Source organism: Dokdonella sp. (assembly GCF_041395345.1).
Taxonomy (GTDB): domain Bacteria; phylum Pseudomonadota; class Gammaproteobacteria; order Xanthomonadales; family Rhodanobacteraceae; genus Dokdonella.
Genome location: NZ_JAWLAR010000017.1, coordinates 40,118 through 59,610 on the forward strand (window position 1 = coordinate 40,118; position 19,493 = coordinate 59,610).

Genomic DNA, 19,493 nt, shown 5'->3' on the forward strand with positions numbered 1-19,493 from the left:
CTGCACGAAGGGCCGACATCGCTCCTGACAAGAATTCCCAATTGCGCCTAGCGCTACTGCACAGAAGGCATTTGTCACCGTGGAAAAGACGAAGCTTGTCCTCACCTTGAACCTCGGTTCCACGTCGCTCAAGGGCAGCTTGTTCCATCGAGGAACGCAACCCGACTGGAGCGGTCCCTCGCATTCAATTTCCTGGCCTATTGAAGACTCACCTGATCGAGACAGCAGTGAGATGTCGGCTCAAGAGAATGGGGATCTCAATGCGAGCAGCACCATAGTCGATCTATTGGCAAGGCAACTGAAGAGCTGGCTTTCCACTATCGGATCAACTCCAAACACTGTCGTTCACCGCATCGTCCACGGGGGCACCCTTCAAGGGCCATGCTTCTTGAGCCCTGAGAATATCGCATTGCTTTCACGGATCTCGGCATGGGCGCCGAATCATCAAACTCCAGCGCTAGCCATTGTCGATGTCACAACCTCAATGTGGCCCGTGGCCACTCAGCTCGCAATGTTTGATACAGATTGGCATCGCACTCTGCCAAGTCTCACTCGGACGTTCGCCATTTCGCAAGCACTGCGCTCAGAGGGCCTGCACAAGTTTGGATTCCATGGACTTGCGTTTCAATCAGCATGGAGGCAACTCTGCAAAGTCCATCCGGATGCAATCGACCGCCGTGTTGTTCTCGCCCACCTCGGGGGTGGCTCGAGTTTGTGTGCGGTTCGAGGCGGCAGGAGTGTCGACACAACGATGGGACTCACACCGTTGGACGGGCTACCGATGGCGACACGTTGTGGCAGCATCGATCCAGGAGTCATTCTCCATTTGCTCAGGTCTGGAAGACTCTCTGTTTCTGACTTGGAAGCCGAACTGAATCGAAACAGTGGACTATTGGGAATCTCAGGAACGACAGGCGACATGGAGCGCCTCCTCCTGGCCGAAACGGTCGAAGCCAAGCTGGCGATAAACATATTCGTTCATAGAACGGCTCAGGGAATCGCTTCGATGGCGACCACGCTTGGGGGCATTGATGACCTCGTGTTCTCTGGAGGGATCGGGATGCACTCGTCAATCATTCGCGCAGCCATAGTCGAGCAATTGGATTGGATCGGCTTGAAGATTGACCCACAGGCCAATGCGGCGCAGGAACAACGAATCAATGCCAGTTCGAGTGCGGCCAGCATTCTTGTTTTTGAGGTCTACGAAGACCGTGAGCTCGCCAATGCCTTATCCCCTGCCCCGTGATCTGGAACGCATATCGGGCTGTTTACTCAAGAATCAAAGCCATCGCCGTGCCCACCAGCCTATGGTTTCCACTACGACGGCGTACCAAGCCCGACGCTTCCAGCCCGATTCCGTTACCTCGGCTGATTCCGTCAAGTCTTCCTCGAATTGCTGCGCAAGTCGGGCATTGAACGCTCGTTCTTCAACCATGAGGTTCAGGTCGTCATTGAGGAAGAAGCTGCGATAGTCGAAGTTCGCTGTTCCAATCGTCCCCCAGCTCCTGTCAACCAGCACAGTCTTTGCGTGCAGCACCCGTCCCCCGTACTCCCAGATTCTGATCCCTGAAGCGAGCATGCGTGAGTAGGAAGCGCGCGCTGCCCATGTCGTCAGCGTGACATCGCTCTTGGCCGGGACAAGAACGCGCACGTCCACCCCGCGCCTTGCAGCCTCGCGGAGGGCTTTCTGACTCCGGCTATCAGGAACGAAATAGGGCGTCGTGAGCCATATCCTCTCTTGTGCTGATCGGAAGTGTGCGTTGAATGCGCAACGCAGGAGGTGTCTACAACGATGGCTATTGTTGGGAAGCAAGCCGATTCCGCCTGGAAAGTTAGGCCAGGCCACGCGTGGGCGACGAGGAAAACGGTCGAAAAGCTGAATAGCATCTTTTACCAGCGGGCCGGTGAATCGGGCGTGCGTGTCTCGCCAACGCGATGGGCCAAAGGCGCGCCGTGAACTCTCGCGATGAATGTTGAATCCACCTACGTAGGCGACGCGGCCATCAATGATCAGAAGCTTTCGATGGTTTCTTCTGTTCAGAATCCAGGGCATCCGCCAAGACCAAGGGCGACTCCAGCTCCACTGCACTCCTGCCGTCAGCAGTGAGCGCTGTCGCGTTTGTGGTACGGCGCCCCACGATCCCACGTAGTCCGCCCTAACTCCAACTACGCAACCCAACACGCTACTTTTCTCAAGCTCGGAAAAGAACTGCCCTCCAACTACATCGTCAGACAGAATGTAGCTCTCGAGGCGGATGCGTTCCTGAGCAGAGCGAATGTCGTCGAGCATCGCATCGTACAGTTCATCGCCTTCGGTAAACACGCTGACCCAGCGATCAGAGTTCTTCTCGCGTGTGTCCAACGCCGTGTCGCTTGTGCTGTACACGCTTCGGGGCACTCAATCCAAAGTGAGTCGCGATAGGAATCTGCGCGACTGACCTGACACTATCGCTTGCTCTCGATATCTTCGATCAGGTTCTTCATCTCTTCAATTTCCCTTACCTGGGCTTCGATGATGTCATCCGCCAGCTTTCGGACACGCGGATCTGAAATGTGGGCGCGCTTGCTGGTCAAAATAGCGATTGAATGGTGAGGAATCATCGCTTTCATATAGGAGACATCGTCGACAGTCTCCTGACTGCGAACCAGCCAAAGAGAAACCGCGAATACGACGACGCTCCCCAACAGAACGCTCAGATTTATCTTCGTGTTCTCATACATCTTGAGCATGAAGAGCAGCATGACGATGGCCATGGTCGACCCCATGATCAGGGCCATGTAGGCACGCGTCTCGCTGAAAAATATGTGATCAACCGCGTAGGTGTTGAGGTACATCAGACCGAACATCACTACGGTCGACGTGGCGATCATTGCGGCAAAACGCGTGTATTTTTTCATGACAAACCTCCCTCTACTTCACCAACGAAACGAGTGCTGCACAAAGGCAGCGGTTGGAAATGAGATAACTCGCGCCAATTCTAATGGGGGAAACTGTATGACCCCTGAGCTACGGTTGCTGTTGCGACTCCAGTTCAGCATGCGTTTGATGGCATGAATTTCATGGTACTGCGTCGAGTCGTGTCTTGGCGAGACGCAATGCATTCGCCACAACAGAAACTGAGCTCAAACTCATGGCCAGCGCGGCGATCATTGGACTCAGCAACAATCCGAAAATGGGGTACAGGACGCCTGCCGCGATAGGCACTCCCAGCGCGTTGTAGGCGAAGGCAAAGGTGAGATTCTGTTTCATGTTTCGCACTGTGATAGTGGAAATCGCCCTGGCACGCAGAATGGCGCCGAGATCGCCCTTTACAAGCGTGATCTGCGCACTCGACATCGCGACATCTGTACCCGTACCCATGGCGATGCCAATATCCGCTGCTGCCAGCGCCGGGGCGTCGTTGATCCCGTCGCCGGCCATTGCGACGCGATGCCCCTTGTCCTGGAACGATTTGACGAGTTCGGCCTTGTCTTTCGGGCGCACTTCGCCACGGACGTCGTCGATCCCTAGTTCGCGTCCAACAGCTTCTGCGGTGTGCTGCGCGTCTCCCGATGCCATGACCACATGAATACCTGCCTTTCGCAACGCTTCCAGCGCAGGCCGAGTAGTCGGCTTGATCGCATCCGCAACGGCGATTGCCCCGGCAAGTTTCCCGTCGATTGCCAAGTACATGACACTGCCCCCTTCATTTCGCAATTCTTCGGCAGCTGACTCCAGCTCTGAAATGCTCGCGCCGGACGTGGACATCAACGCCTGATTGCCCAAGGCGAGACGTCGCTCGCCTACTTGCCCTGTTACGCCCGTACCCGTATGCGACTCGAACTCCTTGGCATCGTCGAATTCCAGTCCGCGTTCCATCGCCTCTGCGACAATTGCAGCGGCCAAGGGATGCTCACTACCACGTTCCAAACTGGCAGCGAGCCCAAGAATGTCATCGGCGACAAACCCGTCAGCGACCAGAACATCGCGAAATGTCGGCCGCCCCTCGGTCAAGGTGCCAGTCTTGTCGACGATCAAGGTATCGATCAGGCGCAAATGCTCTATGGCTTCAGCATCGCGGAACAGTACGCCTGCCTGCGCCGAACGACCGGTCGCGACCATGATCGACATCGGTGTCGCCAAACCCAATGCGCAAGGACAGGCAATAATGAGGACCGAAACTGCGTTGAGAACGGCGAATGTCCAGGAAGGCTCTGGTCCGAACACTCCCCAAATCAGGAACGTCGCGATAGCGGTGCCGATCACGGCCAGAACAAACCAGAATGCGACCTTGTCTGCCATCTTTTGCATAGGTGCTCGTGATCGCTGGGCCTGGGCGACCAACTGAACAATTTGCGCCAGCACGGAGTCAGATCCAACTTTCTCGGCGCGAATGACAAGGCTTCCACTTCCATTCATGGTCGCACCGATGACTTTGTCCCCGGCATTCTTCTCGACCGGTATCGGCTCGCCAGTCAGCATGGACTCGTCAATACTCGTATGGCCCTCAAGAACGACACCATCCACGGGCACCTTTTCACCTGGGCGTACGCGCAAACGATCCCCTGACTGGACCTGATCCAGTGCGATGTCTTCTTCGCTGCCCTCTTCATCAATGCGTCGCGCGGTTTTTGGCGCCAGCCCAAGCAAGGCCTTGATCGCGGCCGAGGTCTTGCTACGTGCCTTGAGCTCGAGCATCTGACCCAATAGCGTTAGCGAGACGATGACCGCCGCCGCTTCGAAGTAGACGCCAATTCGCCCATGCTCCGCAAAGGAGGACGGAAATAGTCCCGGCGCAAGTGTGGCTACGACGCTGTAGCCAAACGCCGCTGCCACACCAATTCCTATCAGGGTCCACATGTTCGGACTGCGATTGCGGATCGATTGGATACAGCGAACGAAGAAAGGCCAACCCGCCCATAGCACCACGGGCGTACTGAGCCCGAATTCGATCCACGTCCTCGCGTCAACGCTGAGCCAGGGCAAGCGATGACCAACCATCGCAAGCGTCAGCACGACCAGACTTAGCGGAAGCGTCCACCAGAACCTTATTGAGAAATCGCGCAACTCGGGATTGTCGTCTTCCTCCAAACTTGGCATTTCGGGTTCCAGCGCCATCCCGCAGATGGGACAAGTGCCAGGGCCTGGCTGCCGGATCTCCGGATGCATCGGACAGGTGTAGATGGCGCCTTCCACGGGCGTTGGAGCATTGCGTGAGTGCTTGGAGTCAAGATATGACTCCGGATTGACGTTGAACTTTTCAAGGCAGCGTGCCGAGCAAAAGAAATAGTCTTTGCCGGCATGCTCTCCATGATGAGTCGTCTTCGACGGGTCCACTGTCATGCCGCATACCGGGTCGACAGCTTGGCTGGTCGAGCTATCCGCAGAACTGCTGCTGGAAGTCTTTCTCGACGTATCGGTCTCACCTGATGAATGATTGTGATCCGCGTGCTGTTTGATGTTCATTTCTTGCTCTCCGTTTCAGCTTAGGTTGCGCCTATGAGCATGTACCTCGAATTCTGAGGCCTGGACCCGGGTCCAGAGTCAAGAGCCAGGGGGCCGCCCATAAGGGCGCCCCCAATCAATGTCGTCCCCTCCCAAAGCTGACCCATCCAGAACGATCTGTTTCTGCAATGAAATGGCAATGCCCGAAAGCTCCAACATCGAGCACTGCCATGTAGGACTTTGCACGAGGCCAGCGCTTTGGCCTGGAGGAGCAATAAATATGGACAATGCGCCAGCTATCGTCGACCTTCTTTAGAACCATGGTCTCCGTACTGAGTAGAGTCAGCGGCTTGTCATCCTTGCGTGTGTGAATCTCACTCTCACCACCGATCCAGACAAGATCGCCGCTGCGTTGCGCGGCCCTGAGCAGAAGTTGTACGTGGGCAGTACCCAGGAACGCCGCATCACTGACGGAATGATGGCCAAGATACTCCTCGCGATTTCTCTCAGCTCCGCCGCTCTCCAGAATGAGGCCGTCCGGGCCCGGAAGCGTGCTCTCCTGCGGCATGCGCGTCCCATGCCGCTACTCTCCTGATCCCGGGTGGCGGGCGAAAGAACGGGTGCCGCCATCCCGGGTCACCAACTCGACGGTATACGGCTGCACGGTCCCATCCGGCACCTCCATGCCCGGCGAGCCGAGCGGCATCCCTGGCAAGGTCAGTCCGCGGGCATCCGGGCGTTCGGCCAGCAGGCGTTTGATGTCACCGGCCGGGACGTGCCCTTCGACGAAGTAGCCGTCGACCTCGGCGGTGTGGCAGGATCCCTTGCCGTAGGGCACGCCGAGCCGGGACTTGACCGGTTCGAGATTGTCCGAGTCGCGCACCTCGACCGGGAAGCCTGCCGTTCGCATGTGCTCCACCCAGGCGCCGCAACAGCCGCAGCTCGGGCTCTTGTACACCACGACGTTGGGTAGCGCGGCATCGAGCGATGCCGGGATCAGCACGCCCGGCGGCGACCGCAAGGCGGTTTCGCGCGCATCAATGCGAGGGGCCACGGCGGAATCCGAAGCAGTGGATCCTGCCTCCGTGGACGATTTCGAGGACGGTGCACAGGCCGTAATCGCAAGCGCGAGGACTATTGCGCCCGCAGTTGACACAAGGAGGGGTGTGTTCATCTCGATCTCCTACTTCTTCGGTCGCGACGACCAGTGGATGTGGACGATGCGCCAGTCATCACCCTCCAGTTTCAGAACCATGGTTTCACTGCTCAGTAGTGTCAGGGGCTTGCCATCCTTCTGGGTATGAACTTCACTTTCGGTTCCGACCCAGACCAGGTCGCCGTCGCGTCGGGCGGTCCGGTGCGTCTTCTGGATGTGCGCGCCCTTGAGAAATTTTGCATCTGCGGGTGCGTGATGGCCGAGGTATTCCTTCCGGTTTCGTTCCGCCCCGCCGCTCTCGAGGATGAGGACGTCGGGATCAAGTATGGCTTCGACTGTTGCCAAATCAGCCTTCTGGAGTGCGGCCCCGAAACGATCGACAACTGCAGTGGCGCCTTGCGCGGCGACCGGAACATCCATCGACGATGTCGGATCCTTGGTTGCTTCTTCGTGGGCATTGGATGAGGCCGAAAGGGCAAGTACGAGCACGGCCAATACAACTGCTACTGGTTTCTTCATTGTCATGATCTCTGTCCTCAATGTTTGTGGTCGTGGCCGTCGTCAGTTTCGACTTCGGGTTTTACTGGATGACTCTCCACTGTGCCATCGGCATGCGTATGCGTCGTCATTGCCTGATCTTTGGAGCTATCGTCATGTCCGTGGGCCTCTGCGTTTTTTGCATTTGCAACGGAATCTTCGGCCTGCATCGCCGCGTTGTCATGGTGATGGCCGGAGTCACTGTCGTTGTGTTCGTCGCCTTCGCCTGATTCATGCGAATGAACACCCTCGTAATCATCATGAGCGGCTTCCGAGTTGGTCGCGACTTCATGCTCAAGGTCGCGCCCACTTTCACCCCCACCGTGTGAATGGCCACCGCTGCTCGCAACCATCGCCTGATACTGGTTTGCGTCGAGCGTTGGTAGCTTTTGCAGGAATGCCGCCATGTTCCAGATATAGGCATCTTCCATGCTCTTGCCCCAGGCCGGCATTCCCGAGGCCTTGATTCCATGCTTGATCACCCAGAACGCTTGGGCCAGTTCAACAGGATATTTCGAGAGATTGGGAGGCGCCGGATAGAGGCCCTTGCTCAGTTCTGACTCAACCATGCCCGGCGCGAGATGGCAGCCGACGCACATCGCGTTGTAGTTGCCAGCGCCTTGCAAAGCCTTTGCCGGATCGGAGAGGTCAGGTACGGTCAATTTCGACGCGCGACTCTCGATGGAACGCTCCCGCAACGTTTCAAGAAGCATGTGAGTGGCTCGCATGTGCGGATCGTCTGCCCCGATGTTATAGACCCCGGACCAGATGAAAATGCCAGCACCGAGTGCAACCAGGATCAGCAGCGTCAAGGCTGATTTGAGTATTCCTGAAGTGGATTTCATGGGGTGCTCCTGTTTTTCAGAACCATAGTCGCAGGCCAGCTACGAGCTGGGTGTCTTCAACATTTTCGTCCGCGGCTTGTGCGTAATCGGCCGTCTGTCCGTATTTCTTTGACCACACGACACCGACGTACGGTGCGAATTTGCGAGTGATTTCATAGCGCAGGCGCAATCCGAATTCGACGTCGGAGAGTCCGCTGCCGATATCACGAGCGGGATCGTTCTTTCCATAGAAGTTGGCTTCCAGGTCCGGCTGCAGGATCAGCCGCTGTGTCAGCAAGATTTCGTACTCGGCTTCCAGCCGAAACGCCGTACGACCGGACTCGCCAACGTAGACGGTCGCATCAACTTCGAACCAGTACGGCGCCAAACCCTGGAATCCAAATGCAGCCCAGTTCAGATCCGGTCCGTCCTCGAAATCGTGGCGAATTCCGGTCTGGAAGTTCCAGTAGGCCGATACGGCCTTGCTCCACAACAGTTCGCTACGAGTCGATTCCATGCGTCCGTCGCTGCGTTCGCCTTCAAGCTTGAACCAGATCTTGTTTAAATCCGATCCGTACCAGGCCTGCATATTAATAGCCTGCCCGTTTTCGTTGTCGCCATTAAATTGCTCGAGCTGATCAAACAGGACACTGCCTATCCTGGAATCGCCGTGCATGTGATGCATGCCATGCATCGGACCCGCACTTACGCCATCCGAATAGTCCGGGTCACGCGCATCGGGCGGTGGCGATCCACCCTGCATTCGACCGTGGTCCATACCTTCCATCTGGCTGTGATCCATACCTTCCATTTGGCTGTGATCCATACCCTCCATCTTGCTGTGATCCATACCTACCATCTGGCTGTGGTCCATGCCTTCCATCTGGCTGTGATCCATACCCTCCATCTGGCTGTGATCCATACCCTCCATCTGGCTGTGGTCCATGCCCTCCATCTGGCTGTGATCCATACCCTCCATCTGGCTGTGGTCCATACCTTCCATCTTGCTGTGATCCATACCTTCCATCTTGCTGTGATCCATACCTTCCATCTTGCTGTGATCCATACCTTCCATCTGGCTGTGATCCATACCTTCCATCTGGCTGTGGTCCGTGCCTTCCATCTTGCTGTGATCCATGTCGTGTTTCGCGCCAGCCGCTTTCGGAGTGGCATTCTTTTGCTCCGCAGTCTTTTCGTCGCCCTCCTCCGCTACGCCTGCGCTATTCACTTGGTGTTCCGCATGCTGCGCGTGCGGATCGCCAGTCGTGCCCGTATCCGTTTGTGCCAATCCGACGCCTGGCGCAATCAGCAAGGCAAGAAGCGCTACGGAGCACGCGCCATTGACCAGCGGGTAGCCAGGTATTTTTCCGTTGTCGATTTTCATCGTCCTCATGACACCACCACTTCGCGGAACATGCCCGCTTCCATGTGGTAGAGCAGATGGCAGTGGTAAGCCCACCTTCCGAGTGCGTCGGCGCTGACCAGATAGGTAATACGTTGAGCCGGCTGCACCATGATGGTGTGCTTGCGAACCTGGAACTCGCCATTCGGATTCTCGAGTTCGCTCCACAGGCCATGCAGGTGGACTGGATGCGGCATCATCGTGTCGTTGACGAGAATCACGCGCAGACGCTCTCCGTACCGAAAGTGCACCGGCTTGGCGTTATTGAATTTCTCGCCATCAAACGACCACATGTAGCGTTCCATGTTGCCGGTCAGGTGCAGCTCGATCTCGCGACCGGGTCCCCGAGGATCGATGGGTCCGCCAATCGTGTGTAGATCCGCATAGGTCAACACCTTGCGACCATTGTTTCGAAGGCCAATTCCGGGATCATCAATATTGGTACGCGGCATGTCGACGCGCATGTCGATTCCCGGTCCATATTCGGTTCGCGCGTGATTGGCGATGACCATTGGAGCCATTGAGTCCGTAGCCGCTCCATGCTGCATTCCCTTCATGTCGCCAGGGCCGTGTTCCATGCCGGCGCCCATTGCCATTGCACCCATCATGTCCTTCATGGTCAGCCACTGCGGCGGATCGACGGCAGGCACCTCGGCTGACATCCCTGCACTCGGCGCCAGGGTGCCGCGCACATAGCCGGTGCGATCGATGGTCTGCGCAAATACCGTGTAGGCGACTTCATCGGATGGCTCGACAATCACGTCATACGTTTCTGCAACTGCGATTCGAAATTCGTCGACACTGATCGGCTCGACATCCTGGCCGTCAGCGGCGACCACGGTCATCTTCAAACCAGGGATGCGCACATCGAAGATGCTCATCGCCGACCCATTGATGAAGCGCAATCGAACCTTCTCACCACGCTCGAACAGACCCGTCCAGTTGTCGCCCGCGGTCGCACCGTTGATCAGATAGGTATAGGTATGCGCAGTGACATCGGCCAGATCGGCCGGGCTCATGCGCATCTTGTTCCACATCTTTCGCTTGGCCAGGGCCTGCTTGAATCCCATCTTCAGCGCGTCGTTGGAAAAATCGACGGCCGTTGGCTCATTGAAGTTGTAGTAGTCGCCCATCTTCTTGAGATTGGCGAACAGGACTTCCGGATCTTCATCGGTCCAGTCCGAGAGCAGCACGACGTAGTCGCGCTGGGTCGGAAATCGCTCTCCCCCACGCGGGGAAACCACGATCGCGCCGTAGAGGCGGTTTTGCTCCTGGAATCGGGAATGGCTGTGGTACCAGTAGGTGCCGGACTGCTTGAGCTCAAACTGATACTCGAACGTTTCCCCGGGGGCGATACCGTCGAAACTGAAACCCGGCACGCCATCCATCCCGGTTGGCAGCAGGATGCCGTGCCAATGAATGGAAGTCGGCACGCTGAGATGATTTTTTACGCGCAGGGTGACGGTGTCCCCTTCCCGCCAGTGCAAGATCGGCGCGGGCACGGTTCCATTGACCGTCGTAGCCATTCGACCGGCACCGCTGAAGTTCACCGGCGTCTCGCCGATGTCCAGGTCGAATTGGGTGCCGCTGAGAGTTTGTTGCTTGCCAGGGGATGTCGATGACCATGCAAAGCGCGGTGCAAGACCAAGCCCGGCCACGACACCACCGGCCAGCGCAGCTTGCAGGAAGCGGCGTCGGGACGCCGCTATCGGGAAATCAGAATTCGAAAAATGAAAACGGGAAGCCATGGATCACTCCGCAGGACGTCAGAAAGTCGGCTGCAAAAACAGCGCAGGACAGGCCGATTGCCCGCCATTTCCGAAAGGACAGGCAGCATGCGACCACAGGTGCCCTAAAGGCACCAATGACGTTCAGACGATGGGAGGTCGGCTCAGCCGGGAGAGAACAGGTGTTGCGTGGCGAATCACGATGGGGCGCAAGATGGGCCCGCGAAGACTGACTACATCAATCCGCGCGATGGTTGGCAAGGCGAACACTGCATGCACGCAAGCGCAATTGCACTTTCCTGACTTGCAGCAACCCGAGAGCGCTAGCTTCGAAGGCGTGTCTGACTCGGCCGCCGTTGAGGAAATGTCTTTTTCGATCGACTCTGAGTTGGCCACCGATTCATGGCACGGCGGCATGGCAGTCAAATCATTACTGGCGCCAGACGAAGACTGGGCGGCACCCTCCATCTCCATTCCAGCATGGGCAGAGGCCATTGAATAAGATGACCCGTTGAGGATCAATCCCAAGCTCAACAGCGACCGCAGCCATGTGGATCTGATAGACATCAATACAGGATACACCTGATTTTTCACGCTTGAAACTCAACCCGAAGCTGGTTGACGAGCAGCGATCCCGGGAATTGTCCTTGATTGTCCTTAATAGACCCGATTTTGCCAAATAGGTTCATCTCAGCCGCATTCGCGCCTTGCGAGGGCATCAGGTGCAAGACCTCTCTGTTCAGAAACTATGTCCGTGCAGATTGCGGTTCAAGAACCTGATTCAACACTGACCTGTCCCGAATTCGGGCACCAGTCAACAGACCTCATGCCGAGTGATGCCTGCCAGTTCTTCTATGACTGCCAGAACTGCAGTACCCTTCTCAAGCCGAACACTGGCGCCTGCTGCGTCTATTGTTCGTTCGTCGATGTGAAATGCCCGCCGGCCCAGGCAAACAGTTCGTGTTGTGCATGAATTGGGCACACGCCAGCCCGCTAGTTGCTACCAAGAAATGTAGTGGGCGCTTCCGCCTTGCTCGGCGGAGTAAGTATCGCCCGGCAAAGCCGGGGGCTCTAGTTGTGTGAGCCGCTCAATGCGGCTTGTTCGGGGTCGCTTTCGCGGCCCCTCTGGTTTTGGCCACCTGACGGTGGCCGGCCTTATCGCAACAACTGCAGTTGCTCCATCGGCACCTTGATGATCGAAATAGTGAGTGGATACACGAGCGCGATGCTGTTGCTCGGCGTCGCGGGCCTGATGGCCTTCCAATCCATCGAACGACTATTCCGTCCCAGTGTCATCCATTTCGAGCAAGCCATCGCCATTGCGTTCGCGCCACCGCCTCCCGTTTGCACTGCGCGTCTTCGTGCTGCGCCTGCTTGCGTTTCCACATGGGTGGCATCACGCTCGCCCAGTTCGACCGGTCGCAATTCGCGGCGATAGTTCCTTGTCGTGCAACTCATGTCGTGCCGCGACGTACCCGCCCGTTGGGACTGGGACTGCTGATCCATATCCGGATTGATGCGATCGATTGCCTGATGCTGCGGTGAGCCTACATCGAGGGCTGCCAGCTTCCATCAGCCGGCGCGTGCCTGGAATGAGCGTCCTGATCACTCCGGATGCAATCTCATCGCGCCGCTATTTGCCGCTCTCCACCGAACCCATCCGCAACAAACGCAACCCGTTGAAGATCACAAGCAGGCTTGCCCCCATGTCGGCAAAGATCGCCATCCACATGGTGGCGGTTCCGAAGATCGCCAGCACCAGAAAGACAGCCTTGACGCCCAGCGCGAGCACGATGTTCTGCAACAGCACGGTCCGCGTGCGGCGCGACATGCGAATGGTTTCGGGAATACGCCGTAGATCATCATTCATGATCACCACGTCGGCCGCTTCCATCGCGGTGTCGGTGCCTGCGCCTCCCATGGCGAAGCCCATGTCGGACCGTGCCAACGCTGGCGCATCGTTGATTCCGTCTCCGGTCATCGCGGTGAGCCCATAGCGCTTCTGCATTTCCTCGATAGCGGCCAGCTTGTCCTCGGGCAACAGATCACCGCGTGCATCGTCGATGCCGGCCTCGCGGGCGATGCTCTGCGCGGTGGCCGTGTTGTCGCCGGTCAGCATGACGGACGACACCCCGAGCGCGTGCAGCTGCACCAGCGCCTCGCGCGAACTGTCCTTGATGGTGTCAGCCACCGCGAAGATCACCAGTACCTGCGACTCCGATGCCATTAACGTGACCGACCGTCCCTCGGCTTCGTGCACGGCCAGTCGCGCTTCAATGTCGACGTTGCACTGCTTGCGTTCCTCGATCAGGCGATGGTTGCCCAGGACGAGAGTCTGTCCGTCGACGATGGCGCGGACGCCGCGTCCCGGCAGCGCGGTGAATTGCTGCACGTCACCCTCGCCTTGAGGCAGTCCCTGGGCAATCGCCCTCGACACGGGATGATCGGATTGGCCGGCAAGCACGGTCGCCCAGCGCAGGACCTGTTCTTCGGGTAAGTTCTTGGCCATCGTTTCGGTCGCGACCAGTTTCGGCTTGCCCTCGGTGATCGTTCCAGTCTTGTCGAGTGCGATCGCCTTGAGCTTATGGGCACCCTCCAGATAAATGCCGCCCTTGATGAGGATGCCGCGCCGCGCCGCAGCGGCCAGACCGCTGACCAGGGTCACAGGTGTTGCGATCACCAACGCGCACGGACACGCGATCACGAGTAGCACCAGCGCCTTGTACACTGATTGCGACCATGTCCAGTCCATCAGCCACGGCGTCAGCAGGGCTACTGCGACAGCCAAGGCAAAGATCACTGGTGTATAGATTGCGGCGAATCGGTCCACGAATTGCTGTGTTGGGGCCCGGGTGCCTTGCGCTTTTTCAACCGCATCGATGATACGCGCCAGGGTTGTATTGCTGGCGGCCGCGGTGACCCGCATCTCGATCATTCCGGTGTCGTTGATGGTCCCGGCGAACACGGGGTCGCCCGGTGCCTTGTCGACGGGAATGCTTTCTCCGGTAACAGGTGCCTGATTGATCGCGGTGGTGCCGGCCGTGATTACGCCGTCCAGCGGTACCCGCGCGCCGGGTTTGACCCGGACGATCGTTTCCAGAGCAACCTTGGTCGCGGCGATTTCCTTCCAGTCGCCACCGGCCTCCCGCACTTCCGCGGTGTCCGGGGCGAGATCGAGCAGGCTCTTGATGGCGTTGCGCGCACGATCCAGTGCCCGACCCTCTATCAGTTCGGCAATTGCATAAAGCGCCATGACCATTGCGGCTTCGGGCCATTGCCCTATCAGAAACGCCCCGGTCACCGCCACGGCCATCAATGCATTGATGTTGAACTGTCCGCGACGAAGCGCGGCCAAGCCTTTCTTGTACGTCGACAGGCCAGCCAGGCCGATGGCGGCGGCAGCCAGCACCATGCCAAGGAACTTGAACGGCAATGTTTCCGGCGCGAAGAAGGCCAGCAATTCCGCCACTACGGCAAGCGTCAAGCCAAATCCCAGCCGCCACAGTCCTTGTGAGACAGGCGCAAATGCGCCCGGGGCTGGGCCATCGTTCGCAACCGGTTGGGGGTCAAAACCTGCTTTCCGAATCGCCACCAGCGCCTCTGGTATCACCGGCTCCAGAGCATCGATGGTGAGGATCCGTGCGCCCAACTGGAAACTGAGCCCGCGCACCCCGGTGACCGGTGCCAGAGCGCGGCGGATTTCGCTTTCCTCAGCGGCGCAATCCATGGTGTCTATGCGGAAAGCCGTTCCATTGCCAGCTCCCTCGATCTGATCTGATGCGGGGGGAGTACCAGAGTCACAACAATGATCTTTGTCAGCGTGCGAACCAGCGGCGCCTGCCACGTCAACTTCTTTTGTATTCACAAACTTCTCCGGTAACTGTTCCTCTAGACGTTGATGCACTGAAGGACCATGCGAAATCAATGTAGGCCGTGGCCCAATCGAAAATCAGCGATCTTGATGTTTGCTTGCTGCAACACCGAAGCGAGTCCTTTACGCATGCGTGGGACCTTCGATCACCGTGGAGGCGTCTACCTGCAACGTCGCGTGTTCGATATCAAATGCTGCTGTCAACGCCGTCGCCAACGACTGCCGCACCGCATCCGGCGGTCGCGTTTCGTCGGTAAGGATGATGTGCGCAGTCAATACGGGTTCCTTTGACCCGAGCGCCCAGACGTGCAGGTCGTGAACCTTTGCGACCCCGGGATGCGCCAGCATCATGTCGCGAACTCTGTCCAGGTCAAGACCCGCAGGTACGCCTTGCATCAACACCTGGCCCGCCTCGCGCATCAGCATCCATGTGCGCGGCAGAACCCACAGGCCGATCAGCACGGCAATAATTGGATCTGCCAACGTCCAGCCGGTGGCCATGACTACTACCGCGCCGATGATGACGCCTACCGACCCGAGCATGTCGGCCCACACTTCCAAATACGCGCCCTTGACGTTCAAACTTTGGCCGCTGCCTGCCTTGAGCAGGCGCATTGAAATAAGGTTGACCAGTAAACCCAGTGCGGCGATCACCAGCATGCCTGTGGAGGCAACTTCCGTTGGCTCGCGAAAACGCCCCACCGCCTCCCACAGGATGTAACCCGCGACCAAGAACAGCATGCCGCCGTTGATCATCGCGCCGATTGCTTCCATGCGAGCAAAGCCATAGGTTCGCTTGGCATCCGGCGGGCGCCGAGTCATGCGCACGGCGAACAAGGAGATGCCGAGCGCAAGCGCGTCCGTACCCATGTGCGCAGCATCGGACAACAACGCCAGACTGTTGGTGAGGAGGCCGCCAACGACTTCCGCGACGAGATAAACCGCTGTTAGACCGAAAGCCCACCAAAGTGGCTTCTCATGTTTCATTTCGCTTACGCCGTGATCATGTCCTGCACTCACGTTTCCGTCTCCATGTTGCCCTCGGAAATTGCCGGTACCAGCGGGTGGAAAACCCGCAGGCACCGGCACCCGTTTGGCGCTAGTCGGGATCGCCAATGGCGTAGGACTGCTCGACGGAAGCGACATAGACCCAGCCAGCCTCACGTCGGCCCGTCCGACCGACCCGGCGGAATATCTCCACCGCTCGACTCACCTCCTCGTCCTCACAAAACAATTCCATCTGCATTTCGCTGATGACACGGTCGCCAAGATCGATCGAATATTCCTGCTCGCGTGTGCTGATTGCACGCAATAGACCCTTGACGTCGAACAGGCTCAGCTTCCGAAATCCCGCTTCCTCAAGAGAATGGATAAGGTCGGGCACGCGATTCTTGTGCACGAATGCCTTGATCTGTTTCATGACGCGGCCTCCTGTGTTCGTGACTCGAGCGTTTTTCGCTCCGCGCGGTTTTCCATCCACTCGTAGAGAACCGGAAGCAAGATCAGCGTGAGCAAGGTCGAGGTGATCAAGCCTCCGACCACCACGGTGGCCAGGGGTCGTTGGGTTTCCGCGCCGACGCCACTGGAAAGCAGCATCGGCACCAGCCCGAGTATCGCCACGCTCGCCGTCATCAATACCGGCCGCAGGCGCAATGCCGTTCCCTGCGATACCGCTTCACGCGGACTGAGTCCCTTGTCTCGAAGCTCGTTGAGAAAACTCACCAGCACGATGCCGTTGAGCATGGCCACGCCAAAGACCGCAATGAAGCCGATCGCCGAAGGCACCGAGAGATATTGACCGGTAACGAACAATGCGAGCAGACCGCCGATCGTGGCGAACGGAACGTTGGCCAGGATGAGAACGGCGTACTTCACCGAATTGAAGGCGGTATAGAGCAGCACGAAGATAAAGAAGATCGTGACCGGTACGATCAAGGCGAGCTTGGCCAGCGCACGCTGCTGGTTTTCGAATGCACCGCCCCACTCGATCCAGTATCCAGAGGGTAAAGCCACCTGTTTCTGGATGGCCGCTTCGGCGTCATTGACGAAGCCGTCCACATCGCGACCGCGCACATCCATCTGGATCACGGCATAGCGCTGCAATTGCTCGCGGCGCACGAAGGAATAGCCCTCCGCGACGCTGACATCGGCAACCTCGGACAGCGCTACAAGGGCGCCGGTTGCCGTTCGCATGGGAATCTTGCGAAGGGCTTCCACTGAATCACGTGTCACATCGCTGAGACGCACCGCAATGTCGAAACGCCGAACGCCGTCGAGCAGGACGCTCACCGGTTCGCCGCCCAAACCGTTGCGGACGATGGTCAGCACTTCCTCGGCATTCATGCCATGGCGCGCCAGCTCGTCTCGATCGACCTGGATGCGGATCTGGGGTTTGCCCACATTCGCCTCCAGGGACAGATCGGCTACGCCCTTCACGCCGGCGAGCACGCCCTTCAACTGCCCGCTGATCCGATCGAGTTGCTGAAGATCCTCGCCGTAGAGCTTGAGCGCCAGGGTCGCACGCACGCCGGATATGAGCTCTTCCACCCGCATCTGGATCGGTTGGGTATAGCCGGGTACGACATTCGGAACCACCTCTTCAAGCGTCTCCTGCATGGCCTCTTCAAGCTGCTTGATGTTGCGCCCGCTTTTCCACTCCTCAGGCGGCTTGAGCGACGTGTAGATTTCCATGTAGTTGACGTCGGCAGTCTCGCCCTTTTCTGCACGACCGATCATCGCCAGTGTCGTCTCGACCTCCGGGAATTTCTTGAACGCCTCGGCGATCGTGTTGCTGGTCTTGATGGACTCATTGAGCGAGGTGGAAGGAATTCCTGTTACCCGCCACATGATCGAGCCTTCCTGCAACTGCGGCATGAATTCCTTGCCGAGAAACGGAAACAGCGCGAGGCTCGCTACCAACGCCAGCAATGCGCTGATGACCACAACACGCTTGTGCGCGAGCGCCTTGGACAGCACAGGTTGATAGCCACGCTTGATGCGCGCCACCAGCCAGGTGTCCCGCTCCGGCTTCGGCTTGAGGATCATCGAGGCCAGGACCGGAATCAGGGTCAGACTCAGGATCATCGAACCGGCCATGGCGAAGGCGATGTTGAAAGCCATCGGCTTGAACATCTTGCCTTCGAGGCCTTCAAGCGCGAACAGTGGCAGGAATACGACGATGATGATCGTGATGGCAAAGCTGATTGGGTTGGCTACCTCACGTGCCGCTGCCAGCACGGCCGAGGTTCGATTGACCTTCTCTCCGTGTTCCAGGCGCTCAGCCATGATGCGAAATGCATTCTCGACCATGACTACGGCCCCATCGACCATCATGCCTATGCCGATGGCCAGACCGGCCAGAGACATCAGATTGGCCGACAATCCCGCTTCGCCCATGCCGATGAACGCAATCAGCATGGCCAGAGGCAAGGTCACAATGACCACCAGGGCCGAGCGCAGCTCGCCGAGAAAAAGGAACAGTACGATTGCAACAAGAATCGAGCCCTCGATCAGTGCCCTGACTGCCGTTCCCACGGCCTTGTTGACCAGATCAGTACGTTCGTAGATGGGTTTGAGCACCATGGTCATGGGCAAAGCATCGCGAACAATATCTAGCTTGCCCTTGACCGCTTCAACAACGGCCTTGGCGTTCTCCCCAATGCGCGCCAACGCCATGCCGAGCACGACTTCTTCTCCGTCACGCGTCACCGCGCCAAAACGCGGTGCTGGTGCTTCGACCACTGTGGCAACATCGCGAAGATAGACCGGGACGCCGTCCTCGGCTTTCAGCACGATGGCGCCGATATCAGCGGTTGACGTCAAGAGACCCAGACCGCGCACGAGGAACTGCTCGCGCCCGACATCCATGACATTGCCACCGACCTGGCCGTTGTTGGCCGGAATCGCGGTGATCACATCGGCAAAGCCAAGGCCACGCGCGTATAGCCGCTGTGGATCGACGAGGACTTGAAACTCGCGCTCACCACCGCCCCAGGAGGTGACGTCATCCACGCCTGGCGCCGTGCGCAATACGAGTCGCACCATCCATTCCTGCCAGGTGCGCAAGTCCATGTCGGTAACTTCTTCCTTGCTGACCCCTTTTGCGCGCTCCACGGTGTACCAGAACACCTGGCCCAAACCTGAGGTGTTTGGACCCATGCCCGGTTTTCCGTAGCCCGCCGGCAGTCGATCACCGATCTCCTGCAGACGTTCGTTGACCAGCTGGCGGGCGAAATAGATGTCCATGTCGTCTTCAAAGTAGACCGCGACATAAGACAAGCCGAACAGGCTGACCGAGCGGATTTCCTGCACCTTCGGCAGGCCGGCGAGCGCCGACTCGATAGGCGTGGTCAGCAGCAGCTCGACATCTTCAGCGGCCAATCCTGGTGATTCGGTGTACACATTGACCTGCGCCGGTGTGACATCCGGGAATGCATCGATCGGCACATCGCGTACGGCGCGCAGACCGAGAAAGGCGATGACGGCAAAGCTGATCAGTACAAGGAACTTGTAGCGCAGGGAGAGTTCGACCAGGTGGCTCAGCATGGTGCA

General features: G+C 58.2%; 16 protein-coding genes. 2 read left to right on the top strand and 14 right to left on the bottom strand.

Features of this window, described 5'->3' with window-relative positions; translation table 11 throughout:
* Positions 1-79 precede the first annotated feature (79 nt).
* Positions 80-1,246, top strand: a complete 1,167-nt coding sequence (locus tag R3F00_RS14720) for an acetate/propionate family kinase (RefSeq protein WP_371282559.1) — start codon at positions 80-82, stop codon at positions 1,244-1,246.
* Positions 1,247-1,279: 33 nt separating this feature from the next.
* Here the strand turns inward: R3F00_RS14720 and R3F00_RS14725 are convergent, their stop codons facing one another.
* From R3F00_RS14725 to R3F00_RS14770, 10 genes are all read right to left on the bottom strand, one after another.
* Positions 1,280-2,386 (bottom strand): phosphatidylserine/phosphatidylglycerophosphate/cardiolipin synthase family protein, encoded by a 1,107-nt coding sequence (locus R3F00_RS14725; protein WP_371282560.1) that lies wholly within the window; start codon positions 2,384-2,386, stop codon positions 1,280-1,282.
* 59 nt (positions 2,387-2,445) lie between these two features.
* Complete coding sequence (locus tag R3F00_RS14730; RefSeq protein ID WP_371282561.1) at positions 2,446-2,898, bottom strand: DUF305 domain-containing protein; 453 nt, start codon at positions 2,896-2,898, stop codon at positions 2,446-2,448.
* A 160-nt stretch (positions 2,899-3,058) separates the two neighbouring features.
* Positions 3,059-5,446: a heavy metal translocating P-type ATPase gene (locus R3F00_RS14735; RefSeq protein ID WP_371282562.1), complete on the bottom strand. Its 2,388-nt coding sequence runs from the start codon at positions 5,444-5,446 to the stop codon at positions 3,059-3,061.
* A 115-nt stretch (positions 5,447-5,561) separates the two neighbouring features.
* On the bottom strand, positions 5,562-5,993 hold the full coding sequence (locus R3F00_RS14740; RefSeq protein ID WP_371282563.1) for a nuclear transport factor 2 family protein: 432 nt from the start codon (positions 5,991-5,993) through the stop codon (positions 5,562-5,564).
* Between the two features lie 15 nt (positions 5,994-6,008).
* Positions 6,009-6,599 (bottom strand): DUF411 domain-containing protein, encoded by a 591-nt coding sequence (locus tag R3F00_RS14745; RefSeq protein ID WP_371282564.1) that lies wholly within the window; start codon positions 6,597-6,599, stop codon positions 6,009-6,011.
* A 9-nt stretch (positions 6,600-6,608) separates the two neighbouring features.
* Positions 6,609-7,106 carry a nuclear transport factor 2 family protein gene (locus R3F00_RS14750; RefSeq protein ID WP_371282565.1) on the bottom strand — a complete coding sequence of 166 codons (498 nt, stop codon included), beginning with the start codon at positions 7,104-7,106 and terminating at the stop codon, positions 6,609-6,611.
* Between the two features lie 11 nt (positions 7,107-7,117).
* Positions 7,118-7,963 carry a cytochrome c gene (locus R3F00_RS14755; RefSeq protein WP_371282566.1) on the bottom strand — a complete coding sequence of 282 codons (846 nt, stop codon included), beginning with the start codon at positions 7,961-7,963 and terminating at the stop codon, positions 7,118-7,120.
* A gap of 16 nt (positions 7,964-7,979) precedes the next feature.
* Positions 7,980-9,335: a copper resistance protein B gene (locus R3F00_RS14760; protein WP_371282567.1), complete on the bottom strand. Its 1,356-nt coding sequence runs from the start codon at positions 9,333-9,335 to the stop codon at positions 7,980-7,982.
* Complete coding sequence (locus R3F00_RS14765) at positions 9,332-11,092, bottom strand: copper resistance system multicopper oxidase (RefSeq protein ID WP_371282568.1); 1,761 nt, start codon at positions 11,090-11,092, stop codon at positions 9,332-9,334. Before R3F00_RS14765 ends, R3F00_RS14760 begins: the two co-directional genes overlap by 4 nt.
* 123 nt (positions 11,093-11,215) lie before the next feature.
* The gene (locus tag R3F00_RS14770; protein ID WP_371282606.1) at positions 11,216-11,638 is read right to left on the bottom strand and encodes a CopL family metal-binding regulatory protein; all 423 of its coding nucleotides are present in this window, start codon (positions 11,636-11,638) and stop codon (positions 11,216-11,218) included.
* Positions 11,639-11,819: 181 nt separating this feature from the next.
* Here R3F00_RS14770 and R3F00_RS14775 point away from each other — a divergent pair, with 181 nt between their 5' ends.
* The gene (locus R3F00_RS14775; RefSeq protein WP_371282569.1) at positions 11,820-12,044 is read left to right on the top strand and encodes a GDCCVxC domain-containing (seleno)protein; all 225 of its coding nucleotides are present in this window, start codon (positions 11,820-11,822) and stop codon (positions 12,042-12,044) included.
* A 660-nt stretch (positions 12,045-12,704) separates the two neighbouring features.
* On the opposite strand, the gene R3F00_RS14780 is transcribed toward R3F00_RS14775, so the two are convergent.
* From R3F00_RS14780 to R3F00_RS14795, 4 genes are all read right to left on the bottom strand, one after another.
* Positions 12,705-14,936 (bottom strand): heavy metal translocating P-type ATPase, encoded by a 2,232-nt coding sequence (locus R3F00_RS14780; protein ID WP_371282570.1) that lies wholly within the window; start codon positions 14,934-14,936, stop codon positions 12,705-12,707.
* 129 nt (positions 14,937-15,065) lie between these two features.
* The gene (locus tag R3F00_RS14785; protein ID WP_371282571.1) at positions 15,066-15,962 is read right to left on the bottom strand and encodes a cation diffusion facilitator family transporter; all 897 of its coding nucleotides are present in this window, start codon (positions 15,960-15,962) and stop codon (positions 15,066-15,068) included.
* 79 nt (positions 15,963-16,041) lie between these two features.
* Positions 16,042-16,362 (bottom strand): P-II family nitrogen regulator, encoded by a 321-nt coding sequence (locus R3F00_RS14790; RefSeq protein ID WP_371282572.1) that lies wholly within the window; start codon positions 16,360-16,362, stop codon positions 16,042-16,044.
* On the bottom strand, positions 16,359-19,487 hold the full coding sequence (locus R3F00_RS14795) for an efflux RND transporter permease subunit (protein WP_371282573.1): 3,129 nt from the start codon (positions 19,485-19,487) through the stop codon (positions 16,359-16,361). The genes R3F00_RS14790 and R3F00_RS14795 overlap by 4 nt, the downstream gene beginning before the upstream one ends.
* Positions 19,488-19,493: the final 6 nt, after the last annotated feature.